The organism is Cupriavidus sp. H39 (assembly GCF_050271075.1).
Lineage (GTDB): Bacteria > Pseudomonadota > Gammaproteobacteria > Burkholderiales > Burkholderiaceae > Cupriavidus > Cupriavidus necator_B.
The window spans coordinates 622269-641969 of record NZ_CP189848.1; the positions used below are offsets into that span (position 1 = coordinate 622269).

The window sequence follows — 19701 nt, forward strand, 5'->3', positions numbered from 1 at the left end:
GCGCGCCGCGCGGAGCCCGCTTCATGACCCACCCCATCCGCCTGACGCAGTACAGCCACGGTGCCGGCTGCGGCTGCAAGATTTCTCCCAAGGTGCTCGATGTGATCCTGGCCGGCAGCGGCGCGCAGCATCTGGACCCGCGCCTGTGGGTCGGCAATGCCTCGCGCGATGACGCGGCGGTGTACGCGCTGGATGGCGCCGACGGCGAGCGCGGGGTGGTCTCGACCACCGACTTCTTCATGCCCATCGTCGACGATCCGTTCGACTTCGGGCGCATCGCCGCGACCAATGCGATCAGCGACATCTACGCCATGGGCGGCGACCCGCTGATGGCCATCGCCATCCTGGGCTGGCCGGTGAACGTGCTGCCGCCCGAGGTGGCGCGCGAAGTGGTGGCGGGTGGGCGCCGCGCCTGCGACGACGCCGGCATTCCGCTGGCGGGCGGGCATTCGATCGATGCGCCCGAGCCCATCTTCGGCCTGGCGGTGACGGGCCTGGTCGAGCGCGCGCACATGAAGCGCAATGACACCGCCACGCCGGGCTGCCGGCTGTACCTGACCAAGCCGCTAGGCATTGGCGTGCTGACCACGGCCGAGAAGAAAGGGCTGCTGCGCGCCGATAACCGCCATCTGGCGCGTGACTGGATGTGCGTGCTGAACCGGCCCGGCAGCGCCTTCGGACGCCTGCCCGGCGTGCGCGCGATGACCGATGTGACCGGCTTCGGGCTGCTTGGCCACCTGGTAGAAATGGCCGACGGCAGCGGCCTGACCGCCCGCATCGAATATGCCGCGGTGCCGGTGCTGGATGACGTCATCGACTACATCGGCCAGGGCTGCGTGCCGGGCGGCACCCAGCGCAACTTCGACAGCTACGGGCACCGCATCGCACCGCTCACCGAGGCGCAACGTGCGCTGCTGTGCGATCCGCAGACCAGCGGCGGTCTGCTGGTGGCGGTCGAGCCCGCCGGCGAAGCCGCGTTCCTCGCCGAATGCCAGCGCCTGGGGCTGTCCCTGGCACCGATCGGCGAGATGGTGGCCCGCGCCGCGCTGGCCGTAGAGATCCGCTGATGCGCCCGGATACCGCCGATTTCCGCACGCTGTTTCTCAGTGGCGTGGCCATGCTGGACGTGCGCGCGCCGCTGGAGTTCGCGCGCGGAGCCTTCCCCGGCGCGGTCAACTTGCCGTTGATGGACGACGCCGAGCGCCACGAAGTCGGCCTGTGCTATGCGCAGAAGGGCCAGCAGGCGGCGATCGAACTCGGCCACCAGCTGGTGTCGGGGTTGCGCAAGGCGGCGCGCATCGCGGCCTGGGCGGAGTTTGCGCGCGCGCATCCGGACGGCTACCTGTATTGCTTCCGCGGCGGGCTGCGCTCGCAGCTGGTGCAGCAGTGGCTGCACGCGGCGGGTGTCGACTATCCGCGCGTGACCGGCGGCTACAAGGCGATGCGCGGTTTCCTGATCGAGACCATCGATACCGCGGCGGCAGCGCAGCCATGGATCGTGCTGGGCGGCCTGACCGGCTGCGGCAAGACCGACGTGCTGGCCGATGTGCCGGCATCGATCGACCTGGAAGGCCATGCACGCCATCGCGGCTCGGCGTTCGGCCGCCGCGCGCTGGCACAGCCGCCGCAGGTCGATTTCGAGAACGCGCTGGCCATCGACGTGCTGCGGCGTATTGACGCAGGCAGCCGCGCGCTGGTGGTGGAGGACGAAGGCCGCTTCATCGGCAGCCGCAATGTGCCCAAAGTGCTCACGCAGCGCATGCAGGCCAGCCCGCTGGTCTGGCTGGAAGCCTCGTTCGACGAACGCGTGGAGCGGGTGCTGCGCGACTATGTGGAGGGCCTGGCGGCGGAATTCATTGCGCAGCAGGGCAGCAGGGAAGGCTTCGAAGCCTATGCGGCGCGCCTGCGCGAGGCCATGGCCGGGATTTCGCCACGGCTGGGCGGCGAGCGCTACGGCAAGCTGTCAGCGTTGCTGGAACAGGCACTGGCGCGGCAGTCGGAGTGGGGCGAGGTGGAACTGCACCGCGGCTGGATCGAGGTACTGCTGCGCGAGTACTACGATCCCATGTACGCATTCCAGAGCGAGCAGCGTGAAGCCCGCATCGTGTTCCGCGGCGACCGTGCCGCCGTCACCGACTGGCTGCGGGCGCACACGGCGCGGCAAGCCTGAGCACCGCGCTCAATGTCCGGCGCAGACCGGGCAATCCGGCGTGCGCGCCAGCCGCATCGTGGTCCATTCCATCGACAGCGCATTGACCATCAACAAGCGGCCCGCCAGGCTGTCGCCGACGCCGGCGAGCAGCTTGAGGGCCTCGGCCGCCTGCACCGTGCCAACCATGCCGACCAGCGGCGCGAACACGCCCATGGTGGCGCAAGCGACTTCCGGCGCGGGTTCGGCCGGCGGGAACAGGCAGGCGTAGCAGGGCGCGTCGGGCTGGCGGCGGTCGAACACGCTGATCTGGCCGTCGAAGCGCAACGCGGCGCCGGATACCAGCGGGACCTTGTGGCGCACGCAGGCGCGGTTGACGGCCTGGCGCGTGGCGAAGTTGTCGCAGCAATCGAGCACCACGTCGGCCGTGGCGACGAGTTGGTCAAGCTCTGCATCGCCCACGCGCGCGGGCACCGTCACGATCTCCAGCCCCGGGTTGATGCGCAGCATGCCTTCGCGTGCCGAATCCACCTTGGGCCGGCCCACGTTGGCGGTGGTGTGGATGATCTGGCGCTGCAGGTTGGTCAGGTCGACTTCGTCGTTGTCGACCACGGTAATGCGGCCGACGCCGGCCGAGGCCAGGAAGGGCAGGGCCGCGGCGCCGAGGCCGCCGGCGCCGATCACCAGCGCATGGCCGGCCAGCAGGCGGCGCTGGCCTTCGATGCCCAGTTCGTCCAGCAGGATGTGGCGCGAGTAGCGCAGCAGTTGTTCGTCGTTGAGGCCGTCGTCGCTCATGAGGTAATCCCTCGAGTGCTGAAGGGGGAGGGCGGTTTTGGGTGCTCCAAAGCCGCCCGAGCTAGCCCAAGCAAGGTGTTCTCCCTCTCCCCTCAGGGGGAGAGGGTTGGGGAGAGGGGTGGACTAGCAAGGAACCACTTCAAGCGAAGCCAGGGGTGTTAACCCACCGCCCTCAGCCTTTGACACGCCTGCCCTCACCCCCTGACCCTCTCCCGCAAGCGGGAGAGGGGAGCAAACCGGCAGCGCGCGGATCTTGCCGGCGCGTGCAGGTCGCGTCTGCTGTGGAATCAGGGCGCCTTGCCGGTCGGCGTGCCCAGCGGCTCGCCGATCGGCGCGCTGGCCGGCGGCTGCTTGCCGGGCGCCGGAGCGGCTGGCTTGGCGGCCGGTGCGCTGGCACCCTTGGCGCCGCTCTTGCCCGCAGGCTTCGCCGCCTTGCCGTTGTCGGCCGGCGGGTTGGTTTCCAGCTTCGACTTGGAGCGCTTGACCGGTTGCCCGTTGAGCTGCGCGATGGCCTGCTGCAGCATGAAGTCGTCGGCCGAGCCGAACTCGACCGGCTTCTTGCGGCGGTCCTTCTCGCGCTCTTCCGGCGTCTTCTTCGCGTTCTCTTCTTCCAGGCGGCGCAGCTCTTCCACGCGGCGCTGCTCGCGTTCGGTCATTTCCGGTTCTTCCGATTCCTGCTTGTTGTGCAGGTGGCGCTCGGTGTCGATCTCGCGCGTGATCAGCGCGTCGTCCGGATCGCCGTCAGGGTTCTGGTCGACCGGGATGTCCGGGCGGATGCCCTTGGCCTGGATCGACTTGCCGCTCGGCGTGTAGTAGTACGCGATGGTGAGCTTGATGCCGGTGTCGTTGGTGAGCGGGCGCACGGTCTGCACCGAGCCCTTGCCAAAGGTGGTCTTGCCCATGATCTGGGCGCGGTGGTGGTCCTGCAGCGCGCCGGCCACGATCTCGGAAGCCGAGGCCGAGTAGGCGTTGGTCAGCACCACCATCGGGATCTTCTTGTACAGCGCCGGCAGGCCCTTGAGCGGATCCTCTTCCAGCGACGACAGGCGGTAGTTGTTGTACGAGGCCCGGTACACGCGCTTGGCATCCGGCACCTGGCCGTTGGTCGACACCACCGTGGCGTCTTCCGGCAGGAAGGCCGCGGCAACGCCGACCGCGCCCTGCAGCACGCCGCCGCCGTTGTTGCGCAGGTCCAGCACCAGGCCCTTCATGTTGGGGTTCTTCTGCGCCAGTTCGACCAGCTTGCGCGACAGGTCCGAAATGGTGCGTTCCTGGAAGCTGGTCAGGCGGATCCAGCCGATATTGTTGTCCAGCATCTTGGCCTTGACCGACTGCACGCGGATTTCGGCGCGCGTGATCGAGACCGGGAAGGTGCGTTCCTCGCTCTTGCGGTAGATCGTCAGCGTGACCTTGGTGCCGGGCTCGCCGCGCATGCGCTTGACCGCCTGCTCCAGCGGCAGGCCGCGCACCGGCTTGTCGTCGATACGGGTAATCAGGTCGCCGGGCTGGATGCCGGCGCGGAAGGCGGGCGTGTCCTCGATCGGGTTGATCACCTTGACCAGGCCCTCTTCCTGCGAGATCTCGATGCCCAGGCCGGCAAAGCGCCCGCGCGTGCCTTCCTGCAGTTCCTTGAAATCCTTCTCGTCGAGGTAGGACGAGTGCGGGTCGAGGCTGGCGACCATGCCCTTGATGGCTTCGGTCAGCAGCTTCTTGTCATCGACCGGCTCCACATACTCGCGCTTGATCTGCCCGAAGATATCGGCCATCAGCCGCAACTGGTCCAGCGGCAGGGGCCCCGATGAATTCTGCGCGGTCGCCGAAATCTGCAGCGTGGCGAGCACGCCGGCGACGAGGCCGACCGAAACTAGGCTGATGTTCTTGAGCGTCTTGCGCATGAGGGCTGCCTGAACTTGTACGCGAAGTACGGGTGTACGGTAGGGGGATTATGCCGGCTGCGGCCGCCCGGCGCCGGGCGGTTCGTCCGAGTTTTGTCCGACAGTATAAGTGCGGGTGGAGAAATGGGCCTGTCCGGTCCCGGCTCAGGGTGGGCGGCCGCACATCTGCGCGCGGCCACCCGGGCGGATCTCAGCGCGCCTTGCCCTGGCTGGCCACGGCCGCCAGCGAGGCGGCGATGGCGTCCTGGTCGCCCAGGTAATAGTGGCGCAGGGGGCGCAGGTCGGCGTCCAGCTCGTAGACGAGCGGGGTGCCGTTGGGGATATTGAGTCCGACGATGTCGTCATCCGAAATCTGGTCCAGGTATTTCACCAGCGCGCGGATGCTGTTGCCATGGGCGGCAATGACCACGCGCTTGCCGGATTGGATGTCGGGGGCGATGGATTCGTTCCACAGCGGCATCACGCGCGCCACGGTGTCCTTCAGGCACTCGGTCAGCGGGATTTCGTGGCGCGGCACGCCGGCGTAGCGCGGATCGTCGTACGAGGCGCGCGGATCGGTCGGCTCCAGCGCGGGCGGCGGCGTGTCGTAGCTGCGGCGCCATACCAGCACCTGCTCGTCGCCGAACTTGGCCGCGGTCTCCGCCTTGTTCAGGCCGGCCAGGGCGCCGTAGTGGCGCTCGTTCAGGCGCCATTCGTTGCGCACCGGGATCCACATCAGGTCCATTTCATCCTGCACATGCCACAGCGTGCGGATGGCGCGCTTGAGCACCGAGGTGTAGGCCACGTCGAAGCCGAAGCCGGCCTCCTTGAGGAGCTTGCCGGCCTGGCGCGCCTGGTCGGCGCCGGTTTCGGTCAGGTCGACATCGACCCAGCCGGTAAAGCGGTTTTCGAGGTTCCACGTGGATTCGCCGTGGCGGATGAGGACGAGCTTGTACATGCTGCTGCTTCCAGAGAGTAGGTAACCTGCATGCGTCCGCGCCGTCACCTGGAGCAGGCTGATGGGATGCACACGTGACCCCAATGTCTCAGACAGGCGACAATGGCGGATGGCCGTGCAACGGCAGGGCCTGGACGCCAAACCGCGTATTTTATAATGCCGCCGACCCAACCTACCGGAATGCCAACGTGAATTTCTTCGCCGACTACAACAACCTCGCCCTGATCGCCCTTGCCGTGGTCTCGGGCGGCCTGCTGGCCTGGCCCGCGATCTCGCGCAGTACCGGCGGCAAGTCGGTCAACACCACCACCGCGACCCAGCTGATCAACAAGCGCGGCGCCGTCGTGGTCGACATCCGCGAGCCCGCCGAGTACGCCAAGGGCCACCTGCCGCAAGCCAAAAGCGCGCCGCTCGCCGACCTGCCCGCGCGCGCGGCCGGGCTTGCAAAGGACAAGGCTGCCCCCATCATCGTGGTATGCCAGACCGGCCAGCGCTCGGGCAAGGCCCAGGCAGCGCTGAAGGAAGCCGGTTACAGTGAGATCTACGCGCTCGAGGGTGGCATCGCCGCCTGGCAGCAGGCAGGCCTGCCCCTGGTGAAGTAACCGGGCATTCTGCCAAATCCGTCACAGCGTGCCCCGGCTTGCCGGGCCGCGCCCATTGCATTCAAGGAGACCCCACATGGCCCGCGTCGTCATGTATAGCACCGTGGTGTGCCCGTATTGCGTGATGGCTGAACGCCTGCTCAAGTCCCGCGGCGTCGAAACGATCGAGAAGATCCTGATCGACCGCGAACCGGGCAAGCGTGAAGAGATGATGGCCCGCACTGGCCGCCGCACCGTGCCGCAGATCTACATCGACGACACCCACGTGGGCGGCTTCGACGACCTCTCGGCGCTCGACCGCCAGGGCGGCCTGGTGCCGCTGCTGGCCGCCTGAGCCGCCTTGGGATCGTCCCCGCGCAGAATCATCTGATTTCGCGCGGGGTGGTCCCGGCATCCCTCCGGCGCGGGTGAATTCGCCACCCGCGTCATGTACCATATGCGTTTTCCAACCGGGCACCGGCCGGCCCTGCACGATGCAGGCGCCGCCGCCGCGGTACCCGACACGCATCCAGCCCATCCTCCCGGAAGCCTTTCATGAGCGACCAGCAAAACACCCAGCAGGACGATCAACCCTTTTTCAACATCCAGCGTGTCTACCTGAAGGACATGTCGCTGGAGCAGCCCAATTCGCCGGGCATCTTCCTGGAATCGGAAGCCCCGTCGGTGGAAGTGCAGGTCAACGTCGGCGCTTCGCAGCTGCAGGAAGGCATCTTCGAAGTGGTGGTGACGGGCACCGTGACGACCAAGGTGCAGGACAAGGTTGCCTTCCTGGTTGAAGCGCACCAGGCCGGCATCTTCGATATCCGCAACGTGCCGGTGGAACAGCTGGATCCGCTGCTGGGCATTGCCTGCCCCACCATCCTCTATCCGTACCTGCGCGGCAATATCGCCGACGTGATTACGCGTGCCGGCTTCCAGGCCATCCACCTGTCGGAAATCAACTTCCAGGCGCTGTACGAGCAACGCCTGCAGGCCGCCATGGAAGAAGCCCAGGGTGCTGAAGGCGGCAACAGCGGCATCGTGATGCCCGACGGCAGCCAGGCCCGCCACTGAGCGAGGCGTCCTGCGCCATCCATCGAAACGGGGCTGCGGCCCCGTTTTGCCTTTGGGCTACCATCGGAGGCGCAAGCGGCCAGAGCGCTTGCGCCATCCACTGTTCGAGCTGCCATGAAACTGACCTTCCTGGGTGCCGGGGCGTGGGGCACCGCCCTCGCCAGCCATGCCGCGGCCACCAATGACGTGGTGTTGTGGGGACGCGACCCGGCGCAGCTCGCGGCGCTCGCGGCCACGCGCGAGAACGCCGCTTACCTGCCGGGCGTGACGCTGTCCGAGCGGCTCGCGGTGCAGCCGGATTTCGCGCAGGCCGTGGCGCATGCCGCCGACGATCCGGACGGCATCGTGGTGGTGGCCACGCCGGTGGCGGGCCTGCGCGAGATGACGCGCCGGCTGGCCACGCGCGGCGCGAAGCCGGTGTCGATGCTGTGGCTGTGCAAGGGCTTCGAGGCCGACACCCACCTGCTGCCGCACCAGATGGTGCGGGCCGAGCTCGACGCCGCCGGGCGCGGGGACTTTGCCTATGGCGTGCTGACCGGCCCGAGTTTCGCGCGTGAGGTGGCGCTGGGGCTGCCGTGCGCGCTGACCGTGGCGGGCAACCAGCCCTCGCTGGCCGAGCGCGCGCAGGCCGCCTTCCACCATCATGCGATGCGCATCTACGGCAGCGACGACCTGACCGGCGTGGAGGTCGGCGGCGCCGTCAAGAACGTGCTGGCAATTGCCACCGGGGCCAGCGACGGGCTGGGCCTGGGGCTGAACGCGCGCGCCGCGCTGGTCACGCGCGGGCTGGCCGAGATGACGCGGCTGGGCCTGGCGCTGGGTGGCCGGGTCGAGACCTTCATGGGGCTGGCCGGCGTCGGCGACCTGATCCTGACCGCCACCGGCGACCTGTCGCGCAACCGCAAGGTCGGCCAGCAGCTGGCCGCGGGGGAAAGCCTGGAACAGATCCTGGCCGGGCTCGGGCACGTTGCCGAAGGCGTGCGCTGTGCCCAGGCGGTCGCACAGCTCGCCGCCACGCACGGTATCGAGATGCCGATTGCGCGCGCCGTCTGCGCCGTGCTCTTCGACGGCCTCAGCGCCGCCGACGCGGTGGCGCAGCTGCTGCAGCGCGACGCGCGCGACGAATGAGCGCCGGCGTTTCCACCTGTTTCCGAGGCTTCGCATGTCAACACGACGACAAGCGCTGATCGCGCTCGCTGCCGCCTGCGCCGCCGGGACCGCGCGCAGCGTTTTCGCGCAAGCGTGGCCGGCGCGGCCGATCCGCATGGTAGTGCCGTTTCCGCCGGGCTCGTCGCCCGACCTGATCGCGCGCATCCTGACCGAAAAGCTGGCCGCCGCGCTGGGCCAGCCGGTGGTGGTGGAAAACCGCCCGGGTGCCGGCGGCAACATCGGCACCGGCATGGTGGCGCGCGCCGCGCCGGACGGCTACACCCTGCTGTTCACCATCAACGGCCCGCTGGTGACCGCCCCCACGCTGTCGCGCAACCTGAACTACGACCCGTTCCGCCAGCTGGCCCCGGTCACGCTGGTGGCGACTTCGCCTAACGTGCTGGTGGTGGACGCGCGGCTGCCGGCGCATAACCTGCGCGAGTTCGTCGCGCTGGCGCGGGCCCGGCCGGGTGAACTGAACTATGGCTCGCCCGGCAACGGCAGCGCCTCGCACCTGGCGATGGAGCAGCTGAAGGCGATGGCTGGCGTCGAGCTGCAGCACGTGCCGTATCCCGGTTTCCCGCAGATCACCACGGCGATGGTCGGCGGACAGGTGCAGGCGGCCTTCATGGTGCCGGCGATCGCGATGCCGCAGGTCAATGCCGGCAAGCTGCGCGTGCTGGCCGTGACCACCACGGGGCGCACCGCGGTGCTGCCGTCGGTGCCTACAGTGGCGGAATCCGGCTATGCGGGCTTCGAGGCGATTTCGTGGCAAGCCGTGCTGGCGCCCGCGGGCACGCCGCAGGCCGTGATCGACCGGCTCTACCGGGAACTGGTGGCGATCATCGGCAGTGCCGACGTGCGCGACAAGATGCGCGCGCAGTATTTCGTGCCGGCCGGCACCGCGCCGGCCTCGCTGCGGCAGACCATGGCGAGCGAGAAGGCGCGCTGGGACAAGGTGATCCGGGCAGCCGGCGTGCAGCCGGAGTAGGCACTGCCGCGGCAGCCTTTAGCTGCCGCCTGCGAAGCCGTTCTGCCGCCATGCCTCGAACACCACCACGGCCACCGTGTTCGACAGGTTCAGGCTGCGGTTGTCCGGCCGCATCGGCAGCCGGATGCGCTGCGCCGGCGGGAACCACTCGCGCCGCTCGGGCGACAGTCCGCGCGTCTCGGAGCCGAACACGAACCAGTCGCCAGGCCGGAACGCCACCTGGCCGAATGGCGTGGAGCCGCGCGTGGTCAACGCGAACATCCGCGCCGGGTCCGGCTGCTCGCTGGCCATCAGCGCGTCCCAGCTGTCGTGCACGCGCATGGTGGCGTACTCGTGGTAATCCAGGCCCGCGCGGCGCATGCGTGCGTCCTCCAGCGGAAATCCCAGGGGCTTGACCAGGTGCAGCTGTGCGCCGGTGTTGGCGCACAGGCGGATCACATTGCCGGTATTGGGCGGGATTTCCGGTTCGACCAGGACAACGTTGAACATGATGCGGGCGATGGCGGGCGCGTAGCGCCCTTCGTCAGAACGGTGCGCAGCTTACCGCGCGCCTGCCTCCGTGTCATCCCGCCCGCTACGGCGTGCGCAGCGCGACGATCACGCTGACCCGGGCCGCGCCCTGGGCCTTGAGCATGCCGGCGGCCTCGTGCAGGGTCGCGCCGGAGGTCATCACATCGTCGACCAGCGCCACGTGCAGACCGTCCAGCCGCGTGGCGGCGCGGGTGAGGGCGAACGCGCCGCGCAGGTTCACCTGCCGCGCGGCCAGGTCCAGCGCCCGCTGGCTGCCGGTGTCGCGCCGGCGTTGCAGCAGCACCGGATCGGCACGCAGGCCCAGGCGGCGCGCCAGCGGCCGCGCGATTTCCCAGGCCTGGTTGAAGCCGCGCGCGGCCAGCCGTTGCGGCGACAGCGGCACCGGCGCAATCAGGTCCGGCGTGCCGTGACCGGCGCGGGCCCAGGCCGCGGGCAAGCCGTCGGCCAGCCGGGCGGCAAGCCAGGCCGCCAGCGGCAAGGCGTGGCCAAACTTGAGCGCCAGCACCAGCTGGTCCTGCGGCGAGGCGTAGTCACCGAGCGTATAGGCGTGGTCGAAGGCGCGCGGCGATGCGCCGCAGGCCGGGCAGTGGCGATGGCGCCCCAGCGCCAGCGCGCAAACCGCGCAGCGCCGCACCGGGCGCAGCAGGTCGGCGGCGCAGGGCGCGCACACCGCCTGCCCTTGCACCGCCCCACACAGTGCGCAGGCGCTGGGCAACAGCTGCTCGCGCGCACTCCAGAGCGCGCGGCCGGCGCCGCCGGCAGCCAACGCGGCGCGCGCGTATACTTGCCGTCCGGCCGCGGCCCATCGGGCGCGGCGGCCGTGTTCATCCGGCGCCTGGGGCAGAGCCTGCCCGCGCGCCGGTTCCTGGTTTTCTTGCTGCCCTGCCTGCCCGTGTCCCTGCATGCCGCCGATTCTCCCGATGCCTTCCTGCCGCCCGCGCGCCTGACCCGGCTCGCCTTTGACCGGCGCAGCCGAGGCTTCGGCCAGCTCGATTTCCTGCTGGGCGAGATCGGCCGCCGCATGCAGGAGCGCATGGAGGTGATCCGCCTGGCGCCGCAGCGCGCGTTGGACATCGGCTGCGGCCATGGCCAGGGCCTGGCCGGGCTGCGCGCGCGCTTTCCGGATGCGCAGATCGCCGGCCTGGATATCTCCGGCGCAATGCTGGCCGAGGCCGGCCAGCGCGATCCGCAGCGCCGGCCCGGCTGGATCGGCCGCATGCTGGGCAAGCGGCCGCTGTTCGACCTGGTCCAGGGCGATCTTGCCACACTGCCTTTTGCGCCCGCGAGCTTTGACTTGCTGTGGTCCAACCTGGCACTGCACTGGCATCCGGAGCCACACCGCGTGTTCCCGGAATGGCACCGCGTGGCGCGCGACGAAGCGCTGGTGTTGTTTTCGCTGTTCGGCCCCGACACGCTGAAGGAACTGCGCGCGGCCTTCGCCGAGGTCGACGATGCCGCCCATACGTTGCGCTTTGTCGACATGCACGATATCGGCGACATGCTGGTGCACAGCGGCTGGTCGACCCCGGTGATGGACATGGAAACCCTGACCGTGACCTACGAGTCGCCCGCCACGCTGCTGCGCGAGGTGCAGGCTTTCGGCGGCCTGCGCGCGCCGGCCGGGGCGCCGCCGCAGGGCCTGCGCGGCCGCGGCTGGTACCAGGCGCTGACCCGCGCGCTGGAGCGGCGGCGCAACGCCGACGGCGTGATCCCGCTGAGCTTCGAGATCGTCTACGGCCATGCCTGGAAGCTGGCCCCGCGCGGCGCGCAGGCGCGCGACGGCGAAGGCCGCGCAGTGGTGCCGCTGGACCAGATCGGCCGTGCAAAACCGCGCCGCGCAGGTTAAAACTGAGTTAACTTGCGCCGGCGCACGATTGCCGCAAACATAGTGCCGGCGCGGCGGGCAGGGCGATGATAGGAGCCTGGCCAATGCACAGAATAAGTTGGCGCGCAAGCCTTGCGGTCAAGGCGCGCCCTTGTCCGTGTATGGGAAGCGCCCTATAATGCGCCAGTTTGTCGCAGTGGTCCCCTGGCACAAGAACGTCCTGGTTTGCACGCACTGTGCGGTCCGGACGCCATCGTCCCGGGTGTGCATCCGATGCAGAGTGGTTGGCGATGCAAGACTTGGGTATCGCATTCCAGACGGCAGGTGGTGACTCCGGCGGAAATCTCGACGGACCTCCCTCCTCGCCCCACGACTGGCTGATGAAGCGCAATTGCTCGCTGAGTCCACGCCAGGTCGGCTGGTTTTACCTCTCGATCCTCACGGTTTCGCTTGCCATCGCGTTGTTTTTCGCCTGGCAAGGGTCGTGGCTCGTGCTGCCGTTTGCCAGCATCGAGTTGATCGGGCTGGGCATTGCCCTGCTTGTGTATGCGCGCCATGCGACGGACTATGAGCGCGTCAGCATCACCGACGGCACGCTGGTCGTGGAGACAGCCAGCGCCGGGCGGGTGACGCGCCAGGAATTCAATCCGTGCTGGGTGCGGATCGAACTGGGTGAATCGTTCCGCGCGCTGGTGACGCTGCGCTCGGGCAGGCGTGTGGTACAGGTGGGGTATTACGTGGACCCGTACCGGCGACGCAAGTTCGCGCAGGAGCTCGCAGCGGCCTTGCGCCGCCTCTGAGAGGCGGCGGGAGCGGCGGCGGGGACAGATTTGAATCTGTAAATTGGGTAGATAACAAATGAAAATGTGGAAGAAGGCATCCGCAGTTTGTCTGGCCGGCGCGTCCCTGCTTGCCAGCCAGGCGGCGTCCGCGGTCAGCGACATGCCGGGCGGCCCCGCCGTGCGCCAGCTCAACCTGACCGAGCCGGTTACCAAGATCGCCGAACAGATTCACTGGCTGAACTGGATGATGCTGATCATCTGCACGGTGATCTTCATCGCGGTGTTCAGCGTGATGTTCTATTCCATCTTCACGCACCGCAAGGCCAAGGGCGCCAAGCCGGCCTCCTTCCACGAGAGCATCACCGTCGAGGTGGTCTGGACCATCGTGCCGTTCCTGATCGTGATCGCGATGGCGCTGCCGGCCACCAAGACCGTGGTCGCGATGAAGGACACCACCAATTCGGACGTCACCATCAAGGCCACCGGCTACCAGTGGAAGTGGGGCTATGACTACCTGAAGGGCGAAGGCGAGGGCATCTCCTTCGTATCGACCCTGACCACCCCGCGCGAGCAGATCAACAACGAGCAGGCCAAGTCGAACACCTACCTGATGGAGGTGGACAACGAGCTGGTGGTGCCCGTCAACAAGAAGATCCGCATCGTCACGACCGCCAATGACGTGATCCATGCCTGGATGATCCCGGCCTTCGGCGTCAAGCAGGATGCGATCCCGGGCTTCGTGCGCGACACCTGGTTCAAGGCCGAGAAGATCGGCGTGTACCGCGGCCAGTGCGCCGAGCTGTGCGGCAAGGAACACGCCTTCATGCCGATCGTCGTGCGCGTGGTTTCCGACGCCGACTACACCAAGTGGGTCGACGGCAAGAAGAAGGAGCTGGCGGCCAAGGCCGACGATCCGAACAAGACCTGGACCCTGGACGAAGCCAAGGTGCGCGGCGAGAAGATCTACGCGGCCAACTGCGCGGTCTGCCACCAGCCCAACGGCAAGGGCGGCGGCGCCTTCCCGGCGCTGGACGGCTCCAAGATCGTGAACGGCCCGAAGGCCGGCCAGATGCACATCCTGCTGGAAGGCAAGGGCGGCATGCCGTCGTGGAAGCAGCTGTCGGACACCGAGCTGGCCACGGTCATGACCTATACCCGCAACGCCTGGAGCAACAAGACCGGCGAAGTGATCCAGCCGGGCGACTTCGTGGGCGCCCGCGCGGGCAAGTTCCCCGAAGGCGGCGGCGCGGCAGGCGGCGAAGCCCCGAAGGCCGACGCCAAGCCCGCTGACAAGGCTGACAAGCAGGCCAGTCTCGCGGGCAACCGCGTCGCGGGCTGACCCGCTGAAGACAGAACAGGATTAGAGGAGCATTTGCGATGAGTACTGCTACCCCGGACGCGCTCGCCCATCCGCACGATCACGCGCATGACGACCACGCGCACGATCACCCGCATGGCTGGCGCCGCTGGCTGTTCGCCACCAACCACAAGGACATCGGTACGCTGTACCTGCTGTTCTCGTTCATCATGCTGCTGTCGGGCGGTGTGCTGGCACTGCTGATCCGCCTGGAGCTGTTCGAGCCCGGCCTGCAGTTCTTCCGCCCCGAGCTGTTCAACCAGTTCACCACCATGCACGGCCTGGTGATGGTGTTTGGCGCGATCATGCCGGCCTTCGTCGGCTTCGCCAACTGGATGATCCCGCTGCAGATCGGCGCGTCGGACATGGCGTTCGCGCGCATGAACAACTTCAGCTTCTGGCTGATGCCGCCGGCCGCGCTGCTGCTGGCCGGCTCGTTCTTCGCCCCCGGCGGCGCCACCGCCGCCGGCTGGACCCTGTACGCGCCGCTGTCGGTGCAGATGGGCCCGGGCATGGACATGGCCATCTTCGCCATGCACATCATGGGCGCGTCGTCGATCATGGGCTCGATCAACATCATCGTGACCATCCTCAACATGCGTGCCCCCGGCATGACGCTGATGAAGATGCCGATGTTCTGCTGGACCTGGCTGATCACCGCCTACCTGCTGATCGCCGTGATGCCCGTGCTGGCCGGCGCCATCACCATGGTGCTGACCGATCGCCACTTCGGCACCAGCTTCTTCTCGGCCGCCGGCGGCGGCGACCCGGTGATGTACCAGCACATCTTCTGGTTCTTCGGCCACCCCGAGGTCTACATCATGATCCTGCCGGCCTTCGGGATCATCTCGCACGTGGTGCCGGCGTTCGCGCGCAAGCGCCTGTTCGGCTACAGCTCGATGGTGTACGCCACCGCTTCGATCGCCATCCTGTCGTTCATCGTGTGGGCCCACCACATGTTCACGACCGGCATGCCGGTGACCGGCCAGCTGTTCTTCATGTACGCGACCATGCTGATCGCGGTGCCCACGGCCGTGAAGATCTTCAACTGGATCGCCACCATGTGGCGCGGCTCGATGACGTTCGAGACTCCGATGCTGTTCGCGATCGGCTTTATCTTCGTGTTCACCATCGGCGGCTTCACCGGCCTGATGCCGGCGGTGGCCCCGATCGACATCCAGCTGCAGGACACCTACTTCATCGTGGCGCACTTCCACTATGTGCTGGTGGCCGGCTCGCTGTTCGCGCTGTTCGCGGGCTTCTACTACTGGGGTCCGAAGTGGAGCGGTTTCATGTACAACGAAACCCGCGGCCAGATCCACTTCTGGGGTTCGCTGATCTTCTTCAACGTGACCTTCTTCCCGATGCACTTCCTGGGCCTGGCCGGCATGCCGCGCCGCTATGCCGACTACCCGACCCAGTTCGCCGACTTCAACGCGATCGCGTCGATCGGTGCGCTCGGCTTCGGCCTGATGCAGGTGTATTTCTTCTTCTTCGTGGTGCTGCCGTCGTACCGCGGCGGCCAGCAGGCCACGGACAAGCCCTGGGATGGCGCCGAGGGCCTGGAGTGGACCGTGCCGTCGCCGGCGCCGTTCCACACCTTTGAAGTTCCCCCGCAGGTCCGCTGAGGCGGTACCCGCGTAACCAGGCGGCGGGGGGCGGCAGCGCCCGCCCCCGCGCCGGCAGGAAACCGAAGCAGCTATGCAGTCTCCAGACAAAAGCCCGTCACGCCAGGACCAGAAGGCCGCTAACCGCCGCCTTGGCCTGATCCTGCTGTCGATCGTGGTGGTCTTCTTTCTGGGGTTCTTCGCCAAGATGATGTTTCTTGGCTGAGGTGGCAGGGTAGCGAAATGAGCATCGACCAGCAGTCGGGCAGGGAAGCGGACAAGCGGTTCAACCGTGGCATGATGCTGCGCCTGGTCGTGATCGTGGCCGTGATGTTCGGCTTTGGCTACGCGCTGGTGCCGCTGTACAAGAAGATTTGCGAGATTACCGGCATCAACGTCATCACCACGCGCGAGCTGCATGGCGCGGTGAAGAATACGCAGATCGACAAGAGCCGCACCATTACGGTGGAGTTCGACTCCAACGCGCGCGGGCCCTTCGCCTTCCGGCCGGTGAAGCACAGCATGGAAGTGCATCCCGGCGAGATGGCGACGATCGTCTACGAGGTGGCCAACGGGCAGCCGCGCGATATCTCGGCGCAGGCCATCCCGAGCTACGCGCCCAAGCAGGCGACCCAGTATTTCATGAAGCTGGAGTGCTTCTGCTTCAAGCAGCAGACGCTCAAGGCGAACGAGGCGCGCGAGATGCCGGTGGTGTTCGTGATCGATCCCGCGCTGCCCAAGGATGTGAAGAGCATTACGTTGTCGTACACCTTCTTCGAGGTGGGCGCACCGGTGGCGCAGGCGCCCGAAGGCCAGCTGGCGCCGCAGCCGGCCCCGGGTGGCAAGGGCATCTGAAGCGGGCGGCCGGCTAGGCGGAGGACGGGCGATGGATGAGATGAAGGACGCGGTCAGGCGCAAGATGTCGTTTGCGCAGACCATGCGCGCGGTGCTGTGGTCGTTCATCGGGCTGCGCAAGGGCGCCGAGCACGAGCGCGACATGGCCCGCCTGAATCCGGTGCACGTGGTGATAGCCGGACTGATCGCGGCGGCCGTGTTCATTGCGATCCTGATCGTGGTCGTGCGCCTGGTGGTAAGCCAGGCGGCAGCGTAGCAAGGCAGGAAGGGTAGACAACAAAAGCAGTCGCAGAACAAAGCAACCGCGGCGGCGGGGCCGGCCCAGAGGAGGCGGGTGGCCTGCAGTGCCAAGGCGGCGACAACGAATACTGAATCAAAGACTCTGAGCTGGAGATAAAAGAATGAGTGCGAATCGCGCAAACGCTCCGTACTACTTCGTACCGGGCCCGTCGCGCCACCCGATCACGGCAAGCTTCGGCCTGCTGATGACGGGCGCCGGCGCCGCCGGTTGGGTAAACGGGCAGCCCTGGGCGCCGTACCTGTGCGGCTTCGGCCTGCTGTGGTTCCTGTTCGTGCTCAAGAGCTGGTTTGGCGACGCCATCAGCGAGTCCGAGGGCGGCATGTACGGCAAGAACATCGACTTGTCGTTCCGCTGGTCGATGGGCTGGTTCATCTTCTCGGAAGTGATGTTCTTCGCCGCGTTCTTCGGCGCGCTGTTCTACGCGCGCGCCATCGCCATGCCGTGGCTGGGCGACCTGAACAACAAGATCCTGTGGCCCGACTTCGCCGCGGTATGGCCCAATACCGGCCCGGCCGGCGTGGTGGAAACCTTCCAGACCATGGGCCCGTGGCCGATCCCGACCATCAACACCGCGCTGCTGCTGATGTCCGGCGTGACGCTGACCTGGGCGCACCACGCGCTGCTGGCCGGCAAGCGCAGCCAGCTGATCCAGGGCCTGGTGCTGACCATCCTGCTGGGCGCGATCTTCATGTGCTTCCAGGTCTACGAGTACATGCACGCCTACTCGGAGCTGAACCTGAAGCTGAGCTCGGGCATCTACGGCTCGACCTTCTTCCTGCTGACCGGCTTCCACGGTTTCCACGTGACCATGGGCGCGATCATGCTGACGGTGGTGCTGATCCGCGTGCTGAAGGGCCACTTCACGCCCGAGCACCATTTCGCCTTCGAAGGTGCAGCCTGGTACTGGCACTTCGTCGACGTGGTGTGGCTGTTCCTCTACATCGTGGTGTACTGGCTGTAAGCGCTGCCGTACCGGCCGGCGGCCCCCCGGAACACCCGGGGCCGCCGGCGCCAACGCAAAAGAGAAACGCCGCAGGGGCATGGCAGCCTGCGGCGTTTGTCTTTTGCGGGCCAGGCCCGAGGGGCGCCTCGTCAGGGCGCCATGCGGATGCCGGTGCTGTGGATCCAGCCCATCCAGTTCGAGAACAGGATGAACAGAAACAGCGCCACCGAGAAGCCGACGCGCAGCATCAGCGAGCGCATCATGTTGGGCGTCTTGCCGCGGTCGCGCATCATGAAGAACAAGGCCGAGGCCAGGCTGGCGATGATCAGGATGAAGGCAATGATGATGACAAAGCGCATGGCGGGGCGGGATGGGGGCAGGCGCGGCGCGACGTGCGGCGCACAGGGCCATTATCGCACCGGGCTGCGTTGCGCAGTGCCGCGGGGGCGATGAACTGGCGCCGCTTCGCCAGCCCGTTGCCGCTGGCCGCCGCGCTGCTGGTGATCGCGCTGACCTGTGCGCTGGGCAACTGGCAGCTCAACCGCGCGCATGAGAAGGAAGCGCGCGCCGCGCGGCTGCATGCGCTCGCCGCGCAGCCGCCGGTGGTACTGGGCACCGCGCCGCTGTCACAAGTTGTGACCGACCGCGCGGTGCGCGTCAGCGGGCGCTTCGACGCATCCCGCACCATATTGCTGGATAATCGCCCCCACGGCACCGGCGGGCGCAGCGGCGACAGCCGTGCGGGCTTCCTGGTGCTGACGCCGCTGGTGATCGGCGCGGCGCCGGGCGAGGCCGGCGCCCAGCGCGCCGTGCTAGTGCTGCGCGGCTGGCTGCCGCGCGATGCCGGGGACCGCACCCGGATCGCGCCGTTTCCGACGCCCGCGGGCGAGGTCACCATCACGGGCACGGCACTGGCCGGCGTGCCGCGGGTCTATAGCCTGGGCCAGGAGGCCGCCGGCAGCCGGATCCGCCAGAACGTCGAGATCGCGCCCTACGCAGCCGAAACCGGGCTCGCCCTGCACCCGTTGGTGATCGAGCAGCGCAACGACACCGGCGACGGCCTGGCGCGCGACTGGGCGCCTGCCGACGTGGGCGCCGACCGGCACTATGGCTATGCCTTCCAGTGGTTCGGGCTGGCGGCGCTGACCGTGGTGCTGGTGGTGGTGCTGGGCTGGCGCCGCGCGCGGCGGCTGGCCACCGTGATCGAATGAATTGACTGCCTCTGCGCCCGCCACGGGCGCATGGGCTTGCCGAAGACAAAGGACAGACGTACTCCATGGCACAGCAAGACTCCGCTCCGGCCGCCGCGGCCCCGGACCCCCGCATCGACGCGCGCACGCGCCGTGGCCGCCTGCAGATGCTGATGCTGCTGCTGGTGTGCGCGTCGCCGGTGATCGCCTCCTACTTCACCTACTACGTGATCAAGCCGCGCGGCGGCGCCACCAACTACGGGGCGCTGGTCGACCCGCAGCGGCCGATGCCGCCGGTGCGCGTCACCGACGAGCAGGGCCAGGCCGTGCCGCTGGAGCAGTTCCGCGGCAAGTGGCTGCTGGTCAGCGCCGATCCGTCCGCCTGTGACGAAGCCTGTGCGAAGAAGCTGTTCACCATCCGCCAGATCCGCGCCGGACAGGGGCAGGACCGCCTGCGCATCGTGCCGGTGTGGCTGGTCACCGACGACGGCAAGATCGACGAGCGCCTCGTCTCCGCCTACAACGAGCCCTACGCCGGCGTGCGCTTCCTGCGCATCGACCGCCAGGCGGCGCAGCAGTGGCTGCCGGCAGAGCCGGGCAAGCGCGCCGAGGACACGCTGTTCCTGGTCGATCCGCTGGGCAACCTGATGATGCGCTTCCCGCAGGACCCGGACCCCAAGAAGGTGAGCGGCGACCTGAAGAAGCTGCTCAAGGTCTCGCGCATCGGTTGAGGGGACGC

At 67.9% G+C, this 19701-nt stretch carries 23 protein-coding genes; 17 read left to right on the top strand and 6 right to left on the bottom strand.

The window, feature by feature from the left end:
• The first annotated feature begins 23 nt into the window (after window positions 1-23).
• On the top strand, window positions 24-1067 hold the full coding sequence (gene selD, locus ACOCMH_RS18310; protein ID WP_427312413.1) for a selenide, water dikinase SelD: 1044 nt from the start codon (window positions 24-26) through the stop codon (window positions 1065-1067).
• Window positions 1067-2170, top strand: a complete 1104-nt coding sequence (mnmH, locus tag ACOCMH_RS18315) for a tRNA 2-selenouridine(34) synthase MnmH (RefSeq protein ID WP_427312414.1) — start codon at window positions 1067-1069, stop codon at window positions 2168-2170. The genes selD and mnmH overlap by 1 nt, the downstream gene beginning before the upstream one ends.
• 9 nt (window positions 2171-2179) lie before the next feature.
• Here mnmH and ACOCMH_RS18320 read toward each other — a convergent pair whose 3' ends face one another.
• From ACOCMH_RS18320 to gpmA, 3 genes are all read right to left on the bottom strand, one after another.
• Complete coding sequence (locus ACOCMH_RS18320; RefSeq protein WP_042883932.1) at window positions 2180-2944, bottom strand: HesA/MoeB/ThiF family protein; 765 nt, start codon at window positions 2942-2944, stop codon at window positions 2180-2182.
• Between the two features lie 287 nt (window positions 2945-3231).
• A complete protein-coding gene (locus ACOCMH_RS18325; protein WP_427312415.1) occupies window positions 3232-4839 on the bottom strand; it encodes a S41 family peptidase in 1608 nt (535 codons plus the stop codon).
• Between the two features lie 190 nt (window positions 4840-5029).
• Window positions 5030-5776, bottom strand: a complete 747-nt coding sequence (gene gpmA / locus ACOCMH_RS18330; protein WP_427312416.1) for a 2,3-diphosphoglycerate-dependent phosphoglycerate mutase — start codon at window positions 5774-5776, stop codon at window positions 5030-5032.
• Window positions 5777-5964: 188 nt separating this feature from the next.
• Here gpmA and ACOCMH_RS18335 point away from each other — a divergent pair, with 188 nt between their 5' ends.
• The 5 genes from ACOCMH_RS18335 (at window position 5965) to ACOCMH_RS18355 (ending at window position 9571) form a co-directional block, all read left to right on the top strand.
• Window positions 5965-6378: a rhodanese-like domain-containing protein gene (locus tag ACOCMH_RS18335; protein WP_427312417.1), complete on the top strand. Its 414-nt coding sequence runs from the start codon at window positions 5965-5967 to the stop codon at window positions 6376-6378.
• Window positions 6379-6454: 76 nt separating this feature from the next.
• Window positions 6455-6712, top strand: a complete 258-nt coding sequence (grxC, locus tag ACOCMH_RS18340) for a glutaredoxin 3 (protein WP_115663138.1) — start codon at window positions 6455-6457, stop codon at window positions 6710-6712.
• A 200-nt stretch (window positions 6713-6912) separates the two neighbouring features.
• A complete protein-coding gene (secB, locus tag ACOCMH_RS18345) occupies window positions 6913-7431 on the top strand; it encodes a protein-export chaperone SecB (RefSeq protein ID WP_010814828.1) in 519 nt (172 codons plus the stop codon).
• Between the two features lie 114 nt (window positions 7432-7545).
• The gene (locus ACOCMH_RS18350; protein ID WP_427312418.1) at window positions 7546-8559 is read left to right on the top strand and encodes an NAD(P)H-dependent glycerol-3-phosphate dehydrogenase; all 1014 of its coding nucleotides are present in this window, start codon (window positions 7546-7548) and stop codon (window positions 8557-8559) included.
• A gap of 34 nt (window positions 8560-8593) precedes the next feature.
• Window positions 8594-9571, top strand: coding sequence for a Bug family tripartite tricarboxylate transporter substrate binding protein (locus ACOCMH_RS18355; RefSeq protein WP_427312419.1), 978 nt, complete (start codon window positions 8594-8596; stop codon window positions 9569-9571).
• An 18-nt stretch (window positions 9572-9589) separates the two neighbouring features.
• On the opposite strand, the gene trmL is transcribed toward ACOCMH_RS18355, so the two are convergent.
• Both trmL and ACOCMH_RS18365 read right to left on the bottom strand, forming a co-directional pair.
• Complete coding sequence (gene trmL / locus ACOCMH_RS18360) at window positions 9590-10060, bottom strand: tRNA (uridine(34)/cytosine(34)/5-carboxymethylaminomethyluridine(34)-2'-O)-methyltransferase TrmL (protein WP_252681769.1); 471 nt, start codon at window positions 10058-10060, stop codon at window positions 9590-9592.
• 85 nt (window positions 10061-10145) lie between these two features.
• Window positions 10146-11006 (bottom strand): ComF family protein, encoded by an 861-nt coding sequence (locus ACOCMH_RS18365; protein ID WP_427312420.1) that lies wholly within the window; start codon window positions 11004-11006, stop codon window positions 10146-10148.
• On the opposite strand from ACOCMH_RS18365, the gene ACOCMH_RS18370 reads away from it, so the two are divergent.
• The 8 genes from ACOCMH_RS18370 to ACOCMH_RS18405 all read left to right on the top strand — a co-directional run bounded on the left by ACOCMH_RS18370 (window position 10995) and on the right by ACOCMH_RS18405 (window position 17790).
• A complete protein-coding gene (locus tag ACOCMH_RS18370) occupies window positions 10995-11948 on the top strand; it encodes a methyltransferase domain-containing protein (RefSeq protein ID WP_427312421.1) in 954 nt (317 codons plus the stop codon). The genes ACOCMH_RS18365 and ACOCMH_RS18370 overlap by 12 nt on opposite strands.
• A 269-nt stretch (window positions 11949-12217) precedes the next feature.
• Complete coding sequence (locus tag ACOCMH_RS18375; protein ID WP_427313315.1) at window positions 12218-12727, top strand: DUF2244 domain-containing protein; 510 nt, start codon at window positions 12218-12220, stop codon at window positions 12725-12727.
• A gap of 58 nt (window positions 12728-12785) precedes the next feature.
• Window positions 12786-14048 carry a cytochrome c oxidase subunit II gene (coxB, locus tag ACOCMH_RS18380; protein ID WP_427312422.1) on the top strand — a complete coding sequence of 421 codons (1263 nt, stop codon included), beginning with the start codon at window positions 12786-12788 and terminating at the stop codon, window positions 14046-14048.
• A gap of 38 nt (window positions 14049-14086) precedes the next feature.
• Entirely contained in the window at window positions 14087-15694 is a 1608-nt protein-coding gene (gene ctaD / locus ACOCMH_RS18385; protein ID WP_171514303.1) for a cytochrome c oxidase subunit I, read from the top strand.
• A gap of 73 nt (window positions 15695-15767) precedes the next feature.
• The gene (locus tag ACOCMH_RS18390; protein WP_427312423.1) at window positions 15768-15899 is read left to right on the top strand and encodes a cytochrome oxidase small assembly protein; all 132 of its coding nucleotides are present in this window, start codon (window positions 15768-15770) and stop codon (window positions 15897-15899) included.
• Between the two features lie 17 nt (window positions 15900-15916).
• Window positions 15917-16528: a cytochrome c oxidase assembly protein gene (locus ACOCMH_RS18395; protein ID WP_427312424.1), complete on the top strand. Its 612-nt coding sequence runs from the start codon at window positions 15917-15919 to the stop codon at window positions 16526-16528.
• A 31-nt stretch (window positions 16529-16559) separates the two neighbouring features.
• Window positions 16560-16784 (top strand): DUF2970 domain-containing protein, encoded by a 225-nt coding sequence (locus ACOCMH_RS18400; protein WP_427312425.1) that lies wholly within the window; start codon window positions 16560-16562, stop codon window positions 16782-16784.
• Window positions 16785-16929: 145 nt separating this feature from the next.
• Window positions 16930-17790 (top strand): cytochrome c oxidase subunit 3, encoded by an 861-nt coding sequence (locus ACOCMH_RS18405; RefSeq protein ID WP_171514300.1) that lies wholly within the window; start codon window positions 16930-16932, stop codon window positions 17788-17790.
• A 131-nt stretch (window positions 17791-17921) separates the two neighbouring features.
• Here the strand turns inward: ACOCMH_RS18405 and ACOCMH_RS18410 are convergent, their stop codons facing one another.
• Window positions 17922-18131 carry a twin transmembrane helix small protein gene (locus ACOCMH_RS18410; protein WP_427312426.1) on the bottom strand — a complete coding sequence of 70 codons (210 nt, stop codon included), beginning with the start codon at window positions 18129-18131 and terminating at the stop codon, window positions 17922-17924.
• Window positions 18132-18221: 90 nt separating this feature from the next.
• On the opposite strand from ACOCMH_RS18410, the gene ACOCMH_RS18415 reads away from it, so the two are divergent.
• Window positions 18222-18983: an SURF1 family protein gene (locus tag ACOCMH_RS18415; RefSeq protein ID WP_427312427.1), complete on the top strand. Its 762-nt coding sequence runs from the start codon at window positions 18222-18224 to the stop codon at window positions 18981-18983.
• 65 nt (window positions 18984-19048) lie between these two features.
• Window positions 19049-19693 carry an SCO family protein gene (locus ACOCMH_RS18420; protein ID WP_427312428.1) on the top strand — a complete coding sequence of 215 codons (645 nt, stop codon included), beginning with the start codon at window positions 19049-19051 and terminating at the stop codon, window positions 19691-19693.
• Window positions 19694-19701 lie beyond the last annotated feature (8 nt).

What these genes read in the sequence shown, in the direction of transcription:
- selD (WP_427312413.1), top strand. Translation starts at nt 24, where the DNA reads ATGACCCACCCCATCCGCCTGACGCAGTACAGCCACGGTGCCGGCTGC.
- mnmH (WP_427312414.1), top strand. Translation starts at nt 1,067, where the DNA reads ATGCGCCCGGATACCGCCGATTTCCGCACGCTGTTTCTCAGTGGCGTG.
- ACOCMH_RS18320 (WP_042883932.1), bottom strand. Translation starts at nt 2,944, where the DNA reads ATGAGCGACGACGGCCTCAACGACGAACAACTGCTGCGCTACTCGCGC.
- ACOCMH_RS18325 (WP_427312415.1), bottom strand. Translation starts at nt 4,839, where the DNA reads ATGCGCAAGACGCTCAAGAACATCAGCCTAGTTTCGGTCGGCCTCGTC.
- gpmA (WP_427312416.1), bottom strand. Translation starts at nt 5,776, where the DNA reads ATGTACAAGCTCGTCCTCATCCGCCACGGCGAATCCACGTGGAACCTC.
- grxC (WP_115663138.1), top strand. Translation starts at nt 6,455, where the DNA reads ATGGCCCGCGTCGTCATGTATAGCACCGTGGTGTGCCCGTATTGCGTG.
- secB (WP_010814828.1), top strand. Translation starts at nt 6,913, where the DNA reads ATGAGCGACCAGCAAAACACCCAGCAGGACGATCAACCCTTTTTCAAC.
- ACOCMH_RS18350 (WP_427312418.1), top strand. Translation starts at nt 7,546, where the DNA reads ATGAAACTGACCTTCCTGGGTGCCGGGGCGTGGGGCACCGCCCTCGCC.
- ACOCMH_RS18355 (WP_427312419.1), top strand. Translation starts at nt 8,594, where the DNA reads ATGTCAACACGACGACAAGCGCTGATCGCGCTCGCTGCCGCCTGCGCC.
- trmL (WP_252681769.1), bottom strand. Translation starts at nt 10,060, where the DNA reads ATGTTCAACGTTGTCCTGGTCGAACCGGAAATCCCGCCCAATACCGGC.
- ACOCMH_RS18365 (WP_427312420.1), bottom strand. Translation starts at nt 11,006, where the DNA reads ATGCAGGGACACGGGCAGGCAGGGCAGCAAGAAAACCAGGAACCGGCG.
- ACOCMH_RS18375 (WP_427313315.1), top strand. Translation starts at nt 12,218, where the DNA reads ATGCAAGACTTGGGTATCGCATTCCAGACGGCAGGTGGTGACTCCGGC.
- coxB (WP_427312422.1), top strand. Translation starts at nt 12,786, where the DNA reads ATGAAAATGTGGAAGAAGGCATCCGCAGTTTGTCTGGCCGGCGCGTCC.
- ctaD (WP_171514303.1), top strand. Translation starts at nt 14,087, where the DNA reads ATGAGTACTGCTACCCCGGACGCGCTCGCCCATCCGCACGATCACGCG.
- ACOCMH_RS18390 (WP_427312423.1), top strand. Translation starts at nt 15,768, where the DNA reads ATGCAGTCTCCAGACAAAAGCCCGTCACGCCAGGACCAGAAGGCCGCT.
- ACOCMH_RS18395 (WP_427312424.1), top strand. Translation starts at nt 15,917, where the DNA reads ATGAGCATCGACCAGCAGTCGGGCAGGGAAGCGGACAAGCGGTTCAAC.
- ACOCMH_RS18400 (WP_427312425.1), top strand. Translation starts at nt 16,560, where the DNA reads ATGGATGAGATGAAGGACGCGGTCAGGCGCAAGATGTCGTTTGCGCAG.
- ACOCMH_RS18405 (WP_171514300.1), top strand. Translation starts at nt 16,930, where the DNA reads ATGAGTGCGAATCGCGCAAACGCTCCGTACTACTTCGTACCGGGCCCG.
- ACOCMH_RS18410 (WP_427312426.1), bottom strand. Translation starts at nt 18,131, where the DNA reads ATGCGCTTTGTCATCATCATTGCCTTCATCCTGATCATCGCCAGCCTG.
- ACOCMH_RS18415 (WP_427312427.1), top strand. Translation starts at nt 18,222, where the DNA reads ATGAACTGGCGCCGCTTCGCCAGCCCGTTGCCGCTGGCCGCCGCGCTG.
- ACOCMH_RS18420 (WP_427312428.1), top strand. Translation starts at nt 19,049, where the DNA reads ATGGCACAGCAAGACTCCGCTCCGGCCGCCGCGGCCCCGGACCCCCGC.